The following is a 21,198-nucleotide window of genomic DNA, read 5'->3' as shown; positions in this document are numbered from 1 at the left end:
TTCCTTTTAAAATTAAGATATGCTGTATTCATTCGCTACCCGTTTTCAGAAGCCAATAGCCTGGACATTTTTTCTCATCTTTTACGCAGAGTTGGCCGCAGGCGCTCTGGTAAGGCCGGTGTATGATGCCCGATCGGGTAATTATACCGGAAGCCGGAATACCGGAATTAAAAAACAGTATTTTAATAATCCTGTTCAAAACATTGCTTCCGTTCCGGCAACTTCCCATACAACCGTTGCGGATGTTGATCCAGCCTCTTCAGTGGTTAAGGTAATGTCTTTGGCGAATGACAGCAATGTGCAACCCGGCAGTATGGATGATGGCCCCGGGCCGTCGCAGCCTGAAATGCAGTCCTTCAAAAGTATCGGAACAGATAATATGGTGGATCTGTTTAGCGGTGATTTCTCTTACAATATCCCCTTATTGGATGTAGGGGGTTATCCCATCAGCATCCACTACAACAGCGGCGTTACGATGGATCAGGAATCCAGCTGGGTGGGGCTTGGCTGGAATATCAACCCGGGAACGATCAACAGGAATGTTCGCGGTTTGCCCGATGATTTTGATGGTACCGATACCATCATCAAAGTGATGAACATGAAACCAAACAAAACCATCGGGGGCTCTGTAAGCAAAACCTGGGAGCTGTTTGCTAAAAAGGTAGATAAAAAGGTAAATGTTGGATTGGGCGGAAAATTTGGCGTCTTTCACAATAATTACAAAGGTTGGGGTGTAGAATATGGTATCAACTCATCCATGAGTACAGGGCTTTTTAGCCGGGGGCAATTTACGGCGGGGTTATCCATCGGCAACAACAATCAAACCGGGCTGGATGTATCTCCTTCATTCGGGGTATCGGTAAGAAGCAAAGGAGAAAAAGCAATCGGCCTTAGTACCAACATAGGCAGTAATTATAATTCCCGCACCGGCATATCTGCATTGCAGATAACCGGCGGGGTAAATTTTTCGAGGCAGGCAACCTACGATGGCCAGAGCGGCAGAGGACAAGTAGGGGTACACTTTCCTGCGGGTAGTATCACCTTCAGCAAGCCGGCATTTACTCCCACCATCAATATGCCCTACACCAGTGAAAGTTATTCGTATTCACTGTCACCCGGCAGGTACAGAAAGTTTCAACTGAAAACCTGGGCTACAATTTCTGCCTATACTTCAAAAAATTATATAGCACCGGAAGATACGGTACAGGTGTTGAAAGCATACGGATATAATCATTACCAGGATGCTGCGGATGCAGGCGATAGAGTATTACTCGATTTCAATCGCGATAAAGAAGTGCCTTACCGGGCCAATACCCCCAACATTGCTGTTCCTTCCTACACATACGATCTGTATTCCATATCGGGGGAAGGTATTGGCGGAAGTTTCAGGCCATACAGGGGCGATATAGGTTTTGTATTTGACCATACCAGCCGTACCAAATCAAAGTCAGGAAATTTTTCGCTGGAAGCCGGATATGGAACCTGGGCCGAAATAGGCGTGGATATTGAAAAAACAACCAACCAAACGGTAACCGGCCCATGGAAAACCGGTAATAATCTCTTAGCCTCTCAGATAAAATTCAGGCAGGAAGACAACACATTGGCCGAGCCGGTTTTTTTCCGTAACCCCGGTGAAAAAGTGAAAGCCGATTACAATTATTTACAGGCAGTGGGTGATACCGACCTGGTAAGTATAGCGCTCACAGGCATCAGCAGCAACAACGCCAGCGATCCGGTACTCAACAGCGCCCTCAACAAATATAAAAATCATATACCGGCCGGAACGGTACCGCTCAGTTTAAACAATTCGTATCGCAAAGAGCGCTCAAAACGCACCCAGGTCATCACTTATCTCAATGCCGACCTCGCCTCGCATTTTGCGCTGGATACCGTAATAAAAACCTATGATATCAACACCATACCGAGCCTTGGGTGCAACAGCAATTACCAGGTCATCAAAAGAAGCGAGGGGTACCGTAAACCCAACCATCTTTCGGAGATCAGCGTTTTAAACACAGATGGCCGTCGCTATATTTATGGAGTGCCCGCTTATAACACTACGCAGCGGGAAGTTTCTTTTGCGGTAAATAAAAATAACGGTGATATCAATACGGGCCTGGTAACTTATACTCCCGGCGATAATACCACTGCCAATGCGGTGGATGGGACCGATCAATTTTACAACAAGGAAATAACCCCTTCGTATGTACACTCTTTCATGCTCTCTTCTATTTTGTCGGCAGACTATGTAGACCTTACCGGCAATGGAATAACCGAAGATGATCAGGGGGATGCAGTCCGGTTCAATTATACAAGGGTTTATGGCGGCTCAGGAAACATTTTCAAATGGAGGGCGCCTTACCAGGCAAACACCGCTGCCTACAACGAAGGCCTGAAGTCGGATAAACGCGACGACAGGGGAAGTTATACCTATGGTGAAAAAGAAGTATGGTACCTCAACTCGCTGGAGTCTAAGAATATGATCGCCGCATTTGTGCTCGAAACCGATCCCGCTAAAGTGCGAAAAGATGCATTTGGCACCAATGGCGAGAACGGTGGAAAAGATGCCAGTCAGAAAGTGTATCAGTTGAAGGAGATCAACCTTTATTCGAAAGCAGATCTCATCAAATACGGACAGGCTAATGCCAAACCGATCAAGACGGTCCATTTTGAATATGATTATTCCTTATGTAAAGATCATCCTGGAGCGCAATCAACCGGGATAGGAAAACTCACGCTCCGTAAGATATGGTTCACGTACAACAAAAATGATAAAGGGGTACAAAATCCATACATCTTTCACTACGATAAAGATACTTTCGACGGCAGCGGAAACCTTACCGGCAACAATAGCCCTGCATACAACAATAAATCGTACGATCGCTGGGGCAATTACAAAGATGCCTCTGCCAACCAGACATCAATTCCCAATGCCGATTTTCCGTATGCTTCACAGAATGCCACTACAGCAAATACCAATGCAGCCGCATGGTCGCTCAACGAAATATTGCTTCCATCCGGCGGCAAAATGAAAATAACGTACGAGGCAGACGACTATGGATATGTTCAAAACCTTCGTGCCATGCAGATGATGGAAGTAGCCGGGTTTGGCAAACTCAGCACCGATGCTCCCCAAAATCAATTGTATACCAAAAATTCTACAGGGCTGATAAATCAGATCAGTTGTGATTATATTTTCATCAAAGTGCCCGACCAGGTAAATACAAATGCGGAATTGTATAGAAAATATCTCGAAGGTGTTAAAAAGATGTTCGTCAAATTCAGCATGAATGTAAAAACGGACGTATGGGGAGGCGGGAGCGAAAATGTACCTTGTTACTTCGATATAGAATCTTATGGTATCAAAGGTTCCCCTTCCGACAAGATCATCTGGATAAAACCAAAAGCGGTGGATGGAAAAAATGCCTTCCTGCTGGCAGCTACACAGTTCCTGAGAATGAACCTTTACTCTAAGGCTTACCCTTATTCCGAACCGGGCGACAATCTTTCTGCAGGGGAATTTTTTAAAGCGATCGGCACAGTGGCGGGCAATATTAAAAACGCCACTGCCGGATTCTACGATTATACCATTAGTGAAGGAAGGTGTAAAGAGATCAATTCAACTAAATCTTACGCCCGCCTGAACAATCCTTTTTATAAAAAATATGGTGGGGGCCACCGGGTTAAAAAAGTAGAGATCTTCGACAACTGGAAAGTAATGGCCGGTGTGGCTAATAATCTTACCGAATCTACTTATGGCCAGCAGTATGACTACACCACAGTTATCAAAAACGAATCAGGAAATGATATTACTATCAGCAGTGGTGTAGCCTCTTATGAGCCTATGATAGGTAGGGACGAAAATCCATTTACGGTGCCTTCCGATCCATACAAAGAACAAGTTGGACTGCTTGCGCCAACAGACTATTTTTATGTAGATGAGCCTGTGATGGAATCCTTTTACCCATCAGCAGGCGTAGGGTACAGTAAAGTGCGGGTGAGTAGTATACACACTCAGAATAAATCTGCCAACGGGGTTTCGGAAACGGAATTTTTTACATCGAAAGATTTTCCGGTGCAATCCGGAAATACGCAGCTTGTGGAAGGGCAAAGCCGGTATACTTATCAAAACCCCGCAACCAATAAGCTGAATTTCTTTAATTATAATCCCAGGAGTTATGTAACACTATCGCAGGGCTTTAAGGTGGAACTGAATGATATGAATGGAAAAGTGAAACGTACTGCTTCTTATGCACAAAACGATCTTAAAAATCCAATCAGTTACAGCATTAATTATTACCGCCTCGAAAACGACCGCCTCGCCAATCGTTTGTCCAGCAAAGTGGATATGGTCGACTCCGCCAATGGCATCATTTCAAAAGATGCGGAAATGGGTAAAGAAGTGGAGTTGATGGTTGATCTCCGTGAGCAGCTGTCCGTTACCACCAATTCCAGTAAGCAGTTAAATGTACTGGTTCAAAAAGTTAATAGCGTTCCGGGCTTTTTTATCCTGCCTATTCCGTTGATGTACCGCAAATCGGAAATAAACAGGTACCGCTCCGCGGCGGTTACCAAAGTGATCACCAGGTATGGTATTATTGATAGTGTGGTAGTGATGGACAAAGGCAGCAAAGTTACCACCCGCAACCTGGTATACGATAGTGAAACCGGAGAGCCTGTACTTACCCGTACCAACAATGAATTTGACGATCCCATCTACAACTTCAGCTATCCCGCACATTGGGCATACAGCGGTATGGCCTCCGCCTATAAAAATGTACAAAAAACTTTTACAGGCCAGCAGATAACGTATGGGGTTTTAAGGGACCGCTCTTTTGAAAAATACTTTGAAAGTGGCGATGAAATAATTTTGACAGAGCGGGCACCTGTAAAAAATACACTGGGTGTGATCCTTACCGGGCAGTATACCTATTCCCGCAGGAAGATATGGGCTATAGATGCGTCCAAAGGAATTGAACAGCACACCGGCATATATTTCATTGATGCCAATGGAGCACCTGTAACCACCATCAATAATATTAATTCATCCCTGCTGATCATACGTTCCGGAAAGCGTAACCTTACCAGCGTGGGGGCAGGAAGTATTACAGCAATGGCTGATCCTGTAAAACTGGTGAGCGGAAACTATAAGATTGTTTTCGATACAGGTAGCCATGTAATAGCGGCCGCTGCTGCCCGGTTTAAAGATATGTGGAGGGTGGATAGTACTGTCAGCCTGGTAGATACCTGTTACAAGGTGATAGATTCTGCCCGTGCGGTGCTGCCCATGAAAAGGGCTTCGTTATTGAAAAAGTGGACAATCGGTCCGGATGACAACCGGCCTTCTGTATATATGCCCACCAATATAGCAGCGGGAATGCACCAGATAGCCCGCAGGAGCAGGCTGCATGTGCTGACCATACATTCCATCCTGGATTTTGATATGACGGCGATCCCCGCCGGTGCAACCATTACCAACGCCAGCCTGCACATGAGTCCCATGCCGCTGAGAGACACTACCAATGGCCTTACATCACCTGAGAACTGGATTTACAATAATGGCGTGGATCCGGTCGGTGGCAATAATACCTACAGCAATTATAATGTGGGTGGGCAGCCGCATGTAAACGGTAACGCGTTAAATTTTTCCCGTGTGCTTACCAACTGGTCGCCGGCTACCATGTTGAGGGATGTGATAAGCCTTCCGCCAAACGACCCATCTTCGGTAACGGTAGGAAGTACTGCTACCGGCCAGAATTGCGATAATATAAATATTCCCGCCGCTCAATTCAAAAACCTGGTACAAAGCCTGAGCGATAACCGGGCTACCAGCTTTGGTATCCTGATGAAATTGACCAATTCTGATGTTAACAGCAGCAGGGTGAGCGAACGCCGCATGCAGAGTTTCAATTCCGGCTACCACGGACAATTATCTTCAGGCATCAACAATTGTTACAACTCTAAAGAAGGAGGGTTCGGGCCGCTCTTGATAGTGGATTATAAGTTTATAAAGGATACCTGTGTTCTTACCTGCAAACCATCTATCCGGCCCGAAGCGATCAACCCTTACAGGTTTGGGGTGTTGGGCAACTGGCAGATGGATAGGGCATATACTTACTACGACGCACGTAAAGAATCGGATGCCACCACAGAGACAAACATCCGCAGGGATGGCGAGATCAAAGACTTTCAACCGTACTGGCAGTTCAGCACCGGCACGCTCAAAAACAATAATGCCGATACAACTGTAAGGTGGGTGTGGAACAGCCAGCTGGAGCTGATCAACCGCAAAGGCGCAGAGCTTGAAAACAAAGATCCGCTCAACCGGTACAACAGTGTTCAATATGGGTACAACAAACAACTCCCTGTAGCCGTAGCACAAAACAGCAAAAGCCGGAATATGGTCTTTGATGGCTTTGAAGATTATGAATACAAGACCAGCTATTGCGAAGCCGAATGTCAGTACACCCAATGCCTGCCCGTGGTGTATGATCCCAAACTTAATAACTGCGATACGCTCAGTAATGCATTCTCTGCTTTTTCAGGTACATATAATGTATCAGCAATTCCGCCCGCGTATAATTCTGCGGGATGCGACACCACTACCTGGGGTTTCCCGCAGTGCCCTGTTGGTTACGGACAGGCCTATACATTTCAGTCCATGTTCGCCAACGGGCAGGTAGCTTATCCGGATAGTGGTGTAAATTTTCAGCAGTTCCAGTTGCAGTATAAAAGAACAATTTGTATTGCTACTCCCGCTGCCACGTATGAAGCCAGGTTCAAGGCGTTGCCAATCACCGGCCGTACACCGCTGCACGTATTTTTTACATTGCTGCTCACCGGTGGCAGGTCATTGGACGTTCGGGTGGGTATCGGAGGAGTTGGGGGATTGGCAGGCACCAGCGGATATGGATTTACTTCCCGCCCCGATCTTAATTTTAATTTCCTCAGCGGCTTCAATACGCTTAAAGTGGTGATGACGGCCACAGATACGGTAGAAGTATACGTCAATAATACGTTGCTGGGTAAAGTGGGTATGGCAGCGCCAGGCATTGCTTTATACAGAGGGCTTTCTGTGCCAACACTGCAGTTCAATGAATGTACAGCCCGCATCGACTGGGTAAAGTATTATGATGGTAACGGCCGTCTGGTGTTTGATGAACAGTTCAATTCCGGCTGCAGCACGTTTGCTTTGCCTAAACCAGAGTTTGATTGTTCGGCGCCTAAACCCGAGTGTGGAATGGCATTCGCCGATTATTTCAATAACCGGTTCAAAACAAATTTCACCTTGGCACAGGTGGGTAGTTTGTACAAACAATGTGGCATTTACATTGGCCCTTGTGGCGACTCATTGCCTTCCTGTACCTCATTTGATACCAGCATAGTAAAAGCTGCGGGCTTCGATCGTTTTGTTGATTTCACCAGAGGGGGAGGGGTACGTACCACTGCCCAGAAACACACCGGTAAATACAGCATCAAAGTAGCGGCAAACGCTACCGCGGGAAATACTGTAAAACTAGTTACACCACTGGCAGACGCAGGTTCGCAATCAATATCGATAAAAATTGATACTGTAAATGCGGGATACAATGTTGTTACCCCTAAAGGCACCGGGCTGCTTACGAGATATAATGTATTTCGTGCCGATCCGCTTTTTATCAATACTTGTATGCGGGCCTTTATAGCAACGCCCATCTGGAACTTAAATACACAATATGGCAATATCAATAAAGATTGGGGGGTAGGTGCTCCCAGGGATCTCGATCCGCTGCAATACTGCGCAACTGATTATTTCGGCGTAGAGTGGACGGGTAAGCTCCAGCCGGAATATACTGCTAAATACATGTTCCGGTTACAAAAAGGTGCAGATGATGTGGCGCAGTTGTATATCAATAACGCGGCAGTGAATTTTACCTTCAGTAACAACGAATGGAAAACGGATTCAATATCCCTTTCTTCCTGTGTATTGTACAACATTAAACTGGTATATACAGAATTTACAAAAGACGCGAAATGCAGGCTTTTATGGTCCAATCCTTTTGAGCCGGAAGCCACGGTAATACCGGTAAGGAATTTTTATTCGCCAACAATGTCTGCATCCGATTCTGCGGGCAGCTGCATGCCGGTAGGTAAATACCCTAAAATGAACCCGGTAAAACCTTCCAACATGATCAACCCGCTGTTTTCGCCTATCGCGGGTACACAGATGGTAGTGGGGGCATGGGTGAGGGAGTCCAATACATGTTATACCGGCTCGTACTCCAAATCCGGCATCGATGTAAGCTTCGGCAATTCATCAACCTTCTTCAGGCTACGCCCGTCAGGAAACATCATCGAAGGCTGGCAACGCATTGAAGGGGTCATCACTATTCCATCGGGCGCCACTTCCATGAACATTGGCCTGCGCTCCCTGGGCAGCACAGATGTATACTTCGATGATATCCGTCTTCATCCTTTCAACGCTACCATGAAATCCTTTGTCTACAATCCTTCCAACTTAAGGCTCATGGCAGAACTGGATGAAAACAACTACAGTAGTTTTTATGAATATGATGACGACGGAACACTGATAAGGGTAAAAAAAGAAACAGAACGCGGTATCAAAACGATACAGGAAACCCGTAGCGCTTTGATAAAAGAACCATAGTGATGGTAGGGGAAATTTAATTGTCTGGCATTTTAAAAATTAGCATAATGAAGAAATTTTTGGTGGTATTTACTTGGCTGGTTATCCTGTCGTTTACAGGAATAGCGCAAACAAATGTGATGGATAGCAATTCTCTGAAGGCTACCCTGGAGTTTACCAACATCCAGCTGGCATCGGCCGCTTACGATAATCAGCAGTTCGACATCAGTGTGATCAGTACTGATGGCACAGTGGCTGATACGCTGCTGGGGGTTTGCAGCATACAGGGCGAGAACTACAAAACAGAATTCGACAGTATCATTCAGCTGCAAAACAATTTCGTTAACCTCCAGGTGCATCTTAGCGGAAAGATACTGGTGGCATCACATCCTGCCCCCTTTACAAAACAATTGTTTAAAGGCAATGTGGATGAAGCCTCTTTTCAATCCATCAATGTAGGGTCTATGAGTATTGCTACAGTTGGGGCAGATAAACAATTGGTATTTACATTTCTGCCCGAATCGGAATTTGAAGAATATAAGGTGACCTATTACCCCGCCACGTACAGAGTTTCCGAAATCACCATGAAAACTAAACTGCCCGACGGCGCAGGAGGTTACACCCCCGGGGCCTATAATACCACCACCATGAAGCTGACAAATTTTACGGCCATTTCGCCGGGAACAAACCTGTTTGATACTTCACCTTATATCCTGGTTGATGGCAATACCCTGCAAAAACAGGCGGCCTACAATGACTATAATCTGGTAAACCTGATGGAAGCACAATAAATAATATAATACCTCATCGTATACAAGCCGTACACTGAACCTGAATATTTTTATATGAGATATTTTAAATCTAACATAGCCGTTTCACTCGCATGGGTGATATTCCTGATCTTCTCAGCCGCTCCTGCAAAAGCGATTGATGTCAGCGTTAAATCTTTGCCACTGTTCGGGAAGGATTCTACCTTGAAAGCTACGGCTACCATGTCTGTCTTCGACAGTGTACTGGTAGGCTCATCTGGCTGGAATGTAAGGAATGTAAAGAACCTGGTTACGTTTAAGATCGATGAATATTCCAATCGGACATTACCCGATTCTTTTAAGGTTTCGGTAATATATCAGATCGATTATAAAGTATGGCCCACTACATCGGTACTTACCCGGACAGATACACTCATCCTCACCTACAATAAAAACAACCCTTATACCAATAAGGTAGTAATTGTGTACCCCGGGGTATATAGCTCCACCCTTACAATTACTTCTGTGAATGCATTGTACGGAAGTATACCACTTGCATCATTCGAAAAAAGTATCATGATGGAAAGTGAGATTCAAAGCAGCCGCGATTTTACGGCATTTGATTGTAATACCCATGCGGTAAAAGCCATTTCCAAAAATTCAGATTATGTGGCTACGGATGGCGAACTCCAGGTGAGCTGGGCATCTGTACTGCAGGCCGACGAATATGATGTGGAATGGGCGGTAATAGATGATGCAGCGCTTCCTCAATACTATGCAACAGGAACAACAACGCCAGACCCCCTGAAGATTTTTGATGACAATGCAACCAGGGTAAGCCTGCCCGTGGATAAAGTAAGCTATAGGATACCGCTTCTGTACGAAAAAGGGACCATACTGTTTGTACGCGTAAGATCGGTACAGATATTGGCGGGCAACCAGCGGCGTGAAGCCAACTGGAGTTCTGCTTACAGCGGCGGTATGGAACGGTATGATATTACCGGCGGCCTGGCGCCAACGATGGATTGGCAGGCTACCACCAGTTATGCAGAAGAAGGAAAACGAAAATCGGTAGTACAGTTTTACGATGGCACATTAAGGTCGAGGCAGACGGTAACGAAAGACAACGTAAAAAATACAACAGTAGTAGCGGAAACCTATTACGACATGCAGGGAAGGCCGCAGATCCAGGTGTTGCCAAGCCCCACTATCAGCAGCCTGATAAAATTTACACCCAATTTTAATGTAAAAACTACCGGCGACGAATACACGAAAGACAGTTACGATAAATTGTTAGCAGACTATTGTAATACCGGTGCCGACAAAATGGGCACAGCCAGCGGGGCCGGCAAATATTATTCGCCTTCCAGCCCTGATGCTGATAAGGGTGCAAATAAATTCATACCCGACGCCAAAGGTTATCCTTTTACAGAAACCAAATATACACAGGATGCCACCGGAAGGATTTCGGAACAGGGGGGCGTAGGGGCATATCATCAGCTCGGCCTGGGGATATCCGGGGACGCCAGCTCCCAACTGCACCAGACAAAATACTACTACGGTTCTGCCGAACAGGAAGACCTCGATGCACTTTTCGGTACAGAAGTGGGTAATGTATCGCATTACAGCAAAAACATGGTAAGGGATGCCAACGGGCAACTGAGCATCAGTTATGTAGACATGCATGGCCGCACCATTGCAACTTCCCTGGCAGGCACACCCCTGAATACAAGCCTGGTAAACCTGAATTCAAACACCAGTACCTTTCAAACCCGCAACCTTTTAGGAGGGGGCAGTAATATCCAGTCGGATAAGTACACGGTGCAAAGTATGAAGTCGCTGCTCATCACAAAAGACGGGTCACATCATTTCAGCTATTCGTTGGCCGGCGACAGCCTGCAACTGAAAGATTGCGACAGCACAACTATTTGTTACGACTGCCAGTACGACCTTGAAATAACCATTACCGATGATTGCAATAACAGTAATATGCCAGGGGGAGTTCCATATGTAGCAAAAGTCAGCAACTTCACACTGGCCGATTTTTTAGCCCATCCTGATACCACCTGCAACACCCCATCAGGGATTATCTGGTCGGCCGATGTATCGCTGCCGGTAGGCTCATACATGATCACAAAAAAATTATCGGTCAACCGGCAGGCATTCGCGGCATACCGCGACTCCATATTCCTTCCGCATAATACCTGCAAAACGCTTCAGCAGTTCATAGACTCTGTGAGGGCCGCAGTGTTGAGCAACATCAGTTGTGAAACTACCTGCCAGGCCTGTACAGACAGTATCGGTACATGGGAATCGTACCGGTCTAAGTTCATGACAAAGCTGAATATTGCAGCCGCGGATTCTGCAGGGTACCGGCAGGCAGCCTACAATTCATACCTGCTGGAGAAATCCGCCTGCGAAGAAATTTGTGTAGGAACCACTACGGAAAACGAAACACTCTCACTCCTGCTGGAAGATGTGAGTGCACCTGCAGGGCAGTATGCCAATGATGCCAGTACAGCCATCGGTTCCCGATATGCGTGGTCTATGTTTTCACCTGATTTTGCCGCAGGCCCCAAACTTAAATACCAGGTGCCGGCAACAGCTTATGTGGATGCAGATGGCAATCCTTCAGTGGTCAATGGACAAAGCCCCGAAAACCTTACTCCGCAAGAATTCTCAGAAAATTTCCAGGATTCATGGGCGAAATCCCTTTTGCCCAAACACCCGGAATATCCAAGATATCTCCGGATGACTAAATTTAAAAATAGTTTTGCCTGGGATAAAGACTTTGAAAATACTACCACTTACGCGGCAGCTTATGCAAAAGGATATCTCAATCCCACCGGTAAGGCAACCGCTCCATTCATAAATTTTTCACCGGTAGTGACCGGGTATATCGATCCGTTCTACAAAATATGTCTTGATTCATTCTCCATTGCCAATAAAGTGGTAACGATGGAAAATTTTATGCAGGACATCAGCCTGGGAACAGTTACCGGCGGCATCAGCATCTGGAATATGGCCACCATTAGTGTAAAATGCGGGGATGACGATCCGGCTTGTAGCGCCACTTATTCCTCTTTGGCAAATGCATTCAGCAACACAATGTGTACTGCCGATCTTGACGCAGCCTGGGTAGCATTCCGCGATCAGTATCTCAATTACAAAAGCTCGTTACTGTATGAGATCGTAACCTTGAATGCAGGCATTTATCCGGCAATACCACTCAATAGCGGCGACGTGGATCACGCGTTGAGGATACTGTCGCCGGCTGATAAAGCCGCCGCTATCGCCTTGGGCAACGGGGCTTCCACTCCGTCTGGTTACATCAACGAAGCCAATACATTGATAGACGATCAGATAGCACAAGCTTGTGAAGGATATGCTGATCAATGGATGACCGAACTGGGAACCTGTAATTATACGGAACCTCAGAAAGCGGCGTTAAAAATTGAACTGATAAAAGTGTGTAAAGCCGGTGGGGATGTTGATCATCCAATGGGAGCCAGCACGGTAAGGCCTGGAAGTACTGTTACACCAAAAAGTTTTGAAGAAGTAATCGTGGCATTCAACCTGGCCAATGGCATTACTACAAATATTAACTGTAATGCAGATCTAATCAGCGCACCTCTCCCTTATGAAGCGCAGTTGATCCTTACCGGTGGCGATGAAGTTGTTACCGGCAGGCCGGATTCGTGTACCTGCACAAAGATCAGTGAATATTACTCCAAATATATTCAGCAGCCCAATGGCGCGACCTCTTTTTCGGCATATCTCAACCAACAATTACATGTGAGCTTGGCGGATAGTACCCTTGACCAACTGATGCAGCTCTGCAACCCTTTGTCTTCAACGGATTGCAATACGGTTACAACTCCGATCACCATTCCGCTGGCACTGCAGTGTGTAAAAGATCCTTGTATCAGTTGCACTCAGATGAAACAATACTACCGCGAGTTCAGGTATAAATATCCGGGTAGCATTGTGAACCTGGCAGACAGCATCAGCGATACACAGATAGCTGTAAACAAGCTGTTTCAAAATTATATGAACCACATTACAGGCTTCAATAAAACCGCCAGGGAGTACCTGCTGTTTATGAACGAATGCGGCCTGTCGACAGATGATGAAATCCCTGTTTCTACTATCACCTGTGCTCAGTTGCAGGAAGCATCACAGAATTATCCTGGCTACGTAAACCCTACCGTCGTGGATGGCGATGGCGTGCCGGTGGGCCTTTGGTCATTAACTACCTCCAACAATCCGAGAGATATCAGCGGATACAAATTCAAGGATTTCATAAGGGATGGTATGTTCAGTACCCCCGATTCTGTTACACTATATCCGGGTGATTTTGCTTTGTTTTCGGAACAGCAGTTATGTACAGGTCCGGAATTTTCAACCGAAGTAAGGGTGCGGACAAAACCAGGATTTGATCCGCTGGCGGCTCAGTGGTTGTTCGGTTTCCAGTTTGCTGGTGGAAGCAGAATTTTCCAGGCCATTTTTACAGCAAATAATGGAAGTGTTTGTGGTGCAAGAACTGTCACTCCGTCCGAAGGATTACTGGATGATCTTAATCATCCGGAATTATTATGGCCAATGCAAAACTGGACAACTGTAAAAATCGTATTCAAGAATCAACGGGGTTATATTTATATAAACGGGGTGCTCAAATACAGCAGGGCGTTCAACTACACGATCACGAGCCTCGATCACCTCTCATTGGGTGGTAGAGCGGATACGCCGATGGAATACGATTATGTAAGGTTCTACGACGCCTACGGCAACCTGATGTGGAATGAAAACTTTGATGGGCCAACAAAACTTGCGAGGCCTTCTTACAAATGGAAGTGCGACAAGCCAGCCTGCGACACCTCTTTCACCACCTACTTCAATAATTTGTTCAGCACGTCATATACCTATACTCAGATACTGCAGTTATATTCAGCCTGTGGTATCGATGGCAGCCCGTGCAATGCGCTTCCTTCCTGCCAGCAATTGAAAAACACCCTGGTTGGGTATACGCAAAGCATCAACGCACCTACGTTGGTAGATGGTTACGATGTTACTTCCTGGTCAAAAGGCATCGGTTATGTTCCCCGCGATCTTTCAGGGTATCATATTAAAGATTTTCTTGTCGACGGGATGCTCACAACACCCGATAGCGTAACGGTCTTTCCCGGAGATTTCAGTTTCATGAACTGGAGGACAATGTGTACAGGTAAAGAGTTTTCCTTTGAAACCGAAATGAGGGTGAAGCCGGGCATCGACCCTGTACCGACACAGGTAGGCATACAGTTCTGGCCCCTTCATACGAACGGTGCGGAATCTGCACAGATAGTGATATTTACAGGCAACAGTAACTGGACCGGCATACAGGGAAGTATGGTCGACACCAATGGGGTGGTGGTATCCAACTGGGAACTGAATAAGACATCTATGCATACTGTTTTCGATACCTTTAAGGTAGTGCGGGTCACGTTTAAAAATGACCGGCTATGGGTCTATGTGGATGGTGTGCTTAAAGCAGATTTTTATTATCCCGGAAAGTATATAGCAGGTTTGAAGTTTTTCTCGGTGTTCTCCTGGTATGATAAAGTAATGCAGTATAAGTACATGAAATTTTATGATAAGTATGGCACATTGGTTTTCAACGAAGAATTTAACGACCCAAGCAATTTCGAAAAAGTGCCTTATCAGTGGGTGTGTTCTAAACCTGATTGTTCGACTACATTCCCGGCTTACTTTAATGCTCAATACGGCACTTCGTATACCTATGAGCAAATAGCAGATCTGTACAAACGGGTATGTGGCGAAGATTTAGGCCTTTGTCCGCAAACACCGGGGCCAAAGCTTTGTGCCACGCCCGACAGCCTCCCTGCTTTCAATCCGCCATCCAAATGCGATCTCGCCATCAATGGCGCTACCGCCCTGGCTACCGATCTTTACAACGCTTATCGCGATTCGCTGGTAAGCAGTTTTGAAGACCGCTATCTGAAAAAATGCACCAACGTTTTCAACCGCGAAACTTTCACGGTTACAGACAGCACCAGTGAATATCATTATACACTTTATTATTACGACCAGGCCGGCAATCTTGTAAAGACAGTACCTCCCGAAGGAGTCAACCTTAGAAAGATGGATCATAAAATAACCTGGAGCGATTCGGTAAAAACAGCCCGCTCAGCAGGAACAGCTTTACTGATACAGCATGGACTTCCTACACGATACAGGTACAATACACTCAACCAGGTGGTATCTCAATCAACACCCGATGCCGGGGCCAGCAATTTCTGGTACGACAGGTTGGGAAGACTGGTAGTGTCGCAAAATGCACGGCAGAAAAACATCAATCCTTCGGGAGAAGAAAACAGGAGATTTAGTTACACACTCTATGACTACATCGGGCGTATCAACGAGGTAGGAGAATATGTAAATGTTACCTCCACCGGTATGTCGCAGTCGCTCAGCCGCAATGCAACCTCCTTAGGTTCCTGGCTTGGTACGTCTTACCTGAAACGTGAGGTTGTAACCACCACTTACGATGTACCTAATCCTGCATGGTATGGCATATCTTCCTCAGATGTCCCCGTAAATGCGGCGAATCTCAGGAACAGGGTAGCATTCACCCAGTATTATCCTGATGGTAGCCCTAACGGGGCAACTTACCGGCAGGCTACTTATTATAGTTATGATATCCACGGTAATGTAGATACCCTGATCCAGGATTATGGTACCGCCATTTATGGGGCGCCTTTCATCAATATGATGAATTACAATGGCATTCACAACAGGTTCAAAAAGATGGTGTACCAGTACGATCTTATCAGCGGCAAGGTCAACCATGTCGCTTATCAGCCCCAGTTCATTAAAAATGGATACCTCTATCGCCCCGCCGATGCGATGTATCACAAGTATGAATATGATGCCGAAAATCGTATCACAGCGGTACACACCAGTATCGATAGCCTGATCTGGGAAAAAGATGCCGCTTACGATTATTACAAACATGGTCCGCTGGCCCGTACTATACTGGGTGAGCAGCAAGTGCAGGGGGTAGACTATGCCTATACCATCCAGGGCTGGCTCAAAGGGGTAAACAGCAGCAGCCTTGCTGCCGATAAAGACATGGGGCTCGATGGCCTTACTACAAATGCTTCATCACGCTATGTAGCAAAAGATGCATATGGCTTCAGCCTTAATTATTTTGATGGCGATTACCAGAGTATTTATTCCGGTGCAGGTACTACCAGCATGCCACTGCATTCTATGGCTTCCGGCATTACAAATGGCCTGCCCAATGCCGCTTATCGTCCATTATACAATGGTAATATCAGCAGTATGGTGGTCAACATCGGGGCATTGTCCATACCGGATGTTTCCGGTACCGGCACTACCAATGGCGCCATCCTGTACAACTATACCTACGATCAACTCAACAGGCTCAAGGCCATGGACGCCTTCAAAGGCCTTACGGCTGCCAACAACAGCTGGTCGAACATCATCGGCCTGCGCAACTACCGCGAGAGGATAGGGTACGATGGCAACGGCAATATACTCACCTACAGCCGCTACGGCAACAACAACAGCCAGCAGCTGATGGACAGCCTTTCGTATTCGTACAACTATGAGGCATCGGGCCCGCTGGCGGGTAAACTTTCCAACAACCGCCTTCGCCGCGTGAGGGATTTTATGACCAATACCAGCGCGTACGACGAGTCGGACATAGCTACCGGTGTAAGTGATCTCGAAGATCAGTCGAACGCCGATAATTATACCTACGATGCCATCGGCAACCTGAAAAGTGACGCGAAGGAAAATATCACCCTCATCAACTGGAATGTATACGGCAAAATCACCGATATCAACTTTGGTTTCGTGGCCAATAAGAACAAAGCTATCTATTACCAATACGATGCAGCCGGTAACCGTATCAGCAAACAGGTAGAAAAGTATGGCGCTACTTCCGACGCTACCACCACCAGCACTTATACCTGGTACACCCGCGATGCCAGCGGCAATGTGATGGCGGTGTACAACTCCTCGGCCACGGGTACAGCCTTCCCTGCCACACTCGCACTTGGCGAACGTCACCTCTATGGCAGCAGTAGGCTGGGTATACTGTCCTTAACTGCCGATAGTAAAACTTTGCCGTTCAATGCTGCCGGTACCATTTATGGCAGTAACTTTATCCGCGGAAATAAGTTCTTTGAGTTGGGCAATCATTTGGGCAATGTGCTCGTTACTATATCAGATAAGAAGTTTGGTGTAGACGACGGCACTTACGATCCGGCGACCGGTGTTAAAACTAACAGCACCCCCGACAGCAAGATCGATTTCTATACAGCGGATGTAGTCACAGCAAATGACTATTATCCGTTCGGGATGCTGATGCCGGGGAGGAAGTTCGCGGAGAATAGTAAATACCGGTACGGGTTTAATGGGAAGGAAAACGATAGTGATATTAAGGGAGATGGGAATGCCTATAACTTTGGTGCTCGGATCCAAGATTCCAGATTGGGTGGTAGGTTTTTTTCAACGGATCCTATGGCAACGATAAACCCTGGTGAAAGTACTTACACATTCGCTGGAGATAACCCTATTGCTTTTACTGATTTCAATGGACTTTTTAAAATATCTCCTTATTTTGCCAATAAGTACCCCACACTCGCTAAAATTATAGAACACGTCTTGCCAACATATATTAATAATACTTCAGCGAGAGATTACTGGATTTATAAAATGGGTTTTGATGATCATCAGAGTGGTGTCTCTGCATGGGAAGAAATGCTGACATATGGAAAAGGGCCGTGGGTAACTCCTACAATGACAGAAGACGAGTTAACAAAATCTGGAGGATCTGTTGGAAAAGACTTATACCGTGGCAGATTCGGCAATGGAAGTGGAAATGAGTGGAGCCGGTCTGATGGTTTCCCAAATAACATTTCATTTGAAAGTTATAATTTAATAAATTTAGAATTAGCGCTGAAGGCTGGGAATGATGAAGAAGTTGCTTTCAATATGTTCAGATCAATGATTTTAATTATGCACGAAAGTGGACATTGGGCACGTTCAATGAAAGCGCACAAAGATAATATAACGGGTGGCCGAGCCGAGGACGGAGCTAAAGCAGAGTATGCAGTTTTCGGAATTCAGTTCAGTTATACTAATAATGTGAAAGATGGAGAAAATAGAGATGCAATGAGGGATGATTTAATCAGGCCGACTTCCAACGGCGCTAGAGCTTTATGGAAATTTACAACGGGAAAGACAGTAACAGAGTCATTGAAAAAACTTCCAAATACAGCAGGTCAAGAGGGGGATCCAGTATTGAAAGCAGCCCAGATTAAAGAGGGGAAGGTTTTTGTTCCTTCCTCAACAAAGACGACTGGTTCAGGCAAATCGTCAGGTTCGAGTGGAAATAAAAACAGAAACTATTCATATTAAGCAGGGGTTTAGTTTATTCAAATTCCATATTTTTTAATCATACTAAAGACATGTACAAACACTTAATCTATCTTACGCTATTTATCCCACTTACTTTAAGTTGTAAGAAAACAAAAGTAGAAGACCCTTTTGAGGTCGCTCTTAATTATTGTAATTGTGTCAAAAACCTAATGGCCACGTCCCGCGATTCATCAGTTAACATTTATGACTGCGAAGAAAAAGTTTTTTCGCAGAGTAGATTTATGGAAATCAGTACACAAGTAACTAGGGATCCAATCGGTACACGCTATTCAAAATCAACTATTGATAGTTCTAGACAGTTTTCTGACAAAGTTTTGCGAATAATTGATACAATGTGTATTAATAAATTGGATCATAATCGCATAAAGAAAAAACCACATATTCCTATATAATTCCCAGAGAAAGTCGCTTTAAGATGGCATAGTCCGCTCTATACATTTTGACTTAAAGATTTCCGACTACCCCTTTAATTTAGCAATCCATCTCTTCGCCCGCGTTGGTACTATTCCTCGTGAATCGCCGAGGCTTGGTCTCCTGCCCAGCCGCCCCATCTGAATAACATCCGTTAAGATACTGATGCCTTGTTTTAGTTCTTTGAGTTGAGCAATCATTTGGGAAATGTGCTAGTTACTATATCAGATAAGAGGTTTGGTGTAGACAACGGTACGTATGATCTGGCTACCGGAGTTTAGACAAACAGCACCCCCGACAGCAAGATCGACTTCTATACAGCCGATGTAGTTACAGCAAATGACTATTATCCGTTCGGGATGCTGATGCCGGGGAGGAAGTATTCAGTTGGAATTAAATATAGGTATGGGTTTAATGGACATGAAACATCCGATGAAATCAAAGCAGAGGGGAATAGTTATACTGCAGAATTTTGGGAATATGACCCTAGGTTGGGAAGGCGTTGGAATACGGATCCTGTTGAAAAAGAAGATGAAAGCCCATATGCTTGTTTTAGTAACAACCCAATCACTTTTATTGACCCAGATGGAGCCCGAGATACTGTTGCGACTTCTTTAGAGTCAAATCAATTTGCTGATGCAATAAAAATTGGATATAATGAAGTAGCTAACAACATTAAAGCGAAAAAATTATTTCATAATGAAATAGAGGTTAATAGAATGCTTGCAAGCGTAGAAGCTTCAGTAGATGAATATGCAAATTCGAATAGTTTGACGCTACAACAAGGACTAGAAATGCAAGGAGTAGCAAAATCTTATTTTAATCAATTCTTTGCTGTAGCGGATTGGAGTACTAACAGTTTAAAGGAATATCTGAAACCCTTAACAGCAACTCTCTTTCAAATGAATGGAAAATCGCAATTACTAATTATGCGATTGGATTAACTGCGTGGAAGTGGAAAGCATTTTGTAGTTTGGCCGAAAATACAGTTTATACAATCGCTGGCGCCGGATACGTAAGCGGCAGAAGCGTAGGTAAGGGACCCGTTGGGACAAGAATAAATTCCTCAAGGTCACAGCAAATTTCAAATGCATCATCTTTTACAAAAAATAGGCATGGTTTATTGACCGACGGACGATATACTGTTTCGAAGGAAGCGATGAAACCTCACGTTTATACTGGAAATGGCTACAAAAGTATTTTCTACAAAACAGTGAATGCAGAGGAAGTTGTTCTAAGGGCAGCTAGATTTGCTGATAAATACAAAATGTGGGTAGCTGATGGAAGTGGTGGATTTAAAGCAAAGGTACAAGCAAATGTAAATGTTGGGACTTTAGGTAATGGAAGAACAACAAACACTATTAATGTATACAGAAACTCAAATAATATATTACATGGATCACCTGGAACACCAAGATAAAAAGTTAGACTTAACAGATAAACTAATTTTTGCAAGTAATGTAGAAACATTATGGTCACTAAAGGATTTTTTTCTCGTATTAGAGTTTTTAAGGGATACGCATTTTACCGTATCATTTTGGGAAGATGAAGAAAATTGGGCTTCATTTGGCAAAGAGAATAAGGCAATAGGATATATTTGGCGTAAATATCCTTTAATAATTTATCAGGAAGATGCAGAATATAAACTTATCGACTTGTTTGCAGCCTTTCCCTTTATTATCAAGGAAGCTGTGAAAGATTTTTTGCAACCAAATTACTATATCGAACACGGAAAAGTCAAAGACTTAATTCCTTATTTTCCTAACATTACAAAATTTTCAATAAACGATTTGTGGTTCTATACAAACCCGACTTGATAATTGTAGTAGGAACATTGCGGTATATTGTTTTTAGTTCTAAAAAAAAGTTGAAATTATGAACAAAGCAAACATTCTCGAGCTCAAATATGTGATCAATACACTGATATGCAATTTTTGAGTC

At 44.9% G+C, this 21,198-nt stretch carries 6 protein-coding genes; all 6 read left to right on the top strand.

The window, feature by feature from the left end; translation table 11 throughout:
• Nucleotides 1-19 precede the first annotated feature (19 nt).
• The 6 genes from EGI32_RS15620 (at nucleotide 20) to EGI32_RS15595 (ending at nucleotide 21,074) form a co-directional block, all read left to right on the top strand.
• Nucleotides 20-8,647, top strand: a complete 8,628-nt coding sequence (locus EGI32_RS15620) for a PA14 domain-containing protein (RefSeq protein WP_255156287.1) — start codon at nucleotides 20-22, stop codon at nucleotides 8,645-8,647.
• 47 nt (nucleotides 8,648-8,694) lie between these two features.
• The gene (locus tag EGI32_RS15615) at nucleotides 8,695-9,417 is read left to right on the top strand and encodes a hypothetical protein (protein ID WP_255156286.1); all 723 of its coding nucleotides are present in this window, start codon (nucleotides 8,695-8,697) and stop codon (nucleotides 9,415-9,417) included.
• Between the two features lie 54 nt (nucleotides 9,418-9,471).
• Nucleotides 9,472-18,825 (top strand): RHS repeat domain-containing protein, encoded by a 9,354-nt coding sequence (locus EGI32_RS15610; RefSeq protein WP_255156285.1) that lies wholly within the window; start codon nucleotides 9,472-9,474, stop codon nucleotides 18,823-18,825.
• Between the two features lie 737 nt (nucleotides 18,826-19,562).
• Nucleotides 19,563-20,201, top strand: a complete 639-nt coding sequence (locus EGI32_RS15605) for an RHS repeat-associated core domain-containing protein (RefSeq protein ID WP_255156335.1) — start codon at nucleotides 19,563-19,565, stop codon at nucleotides 20,199-20,201.
• Between the two features lie 29 nt (nucleotides 20,202-20,230).
• Nucleotides 20,231-20,677, top strand: a complete 447-nt coding sequence (locus tag EGI32_RS15600) for a hypothetical protein (RefSeq protein ID WP_255156284.1) — start codon at nucleotides 20,231-20,233, stop codon at nucleotides 20,675-20,677.
• Nucleotides 20,652-21,074 carry a hypothetical protein gene (locus tag EGI32_RS15595; RefSeq protein WP_255156283.1) on the top strand — a complete coding sequence of 141 codons (423 nt, stop codon included), beginning with the start codon at nucleotides 20,652-20,654 and terminating at the stop codon, nucleotides 21,072-21,074. Before EGI32_RS15600 ends, EGI32_RS15595 begins: the two co-directional genes overlap by 26 nt.
• Nucleotides 21,075-21,198 lie beyond the last annotated feature (124 nt).

Origin of the sequence: Ferruginibacter sp. HRS2-29, assembly GCF_024343615.1 — a bacterium.
In the GTDB taxonomy this organism is placed as follows: Bacteria; Bacteroidota; Bacteroidia; order Chitinophagales; family Chitinophagaceae; genus Ferruginibacter.
Note: the sequence above shows the minus strand (reverse complement) of the source record. Positions and strands in the feature narration are given on the sequence as shown.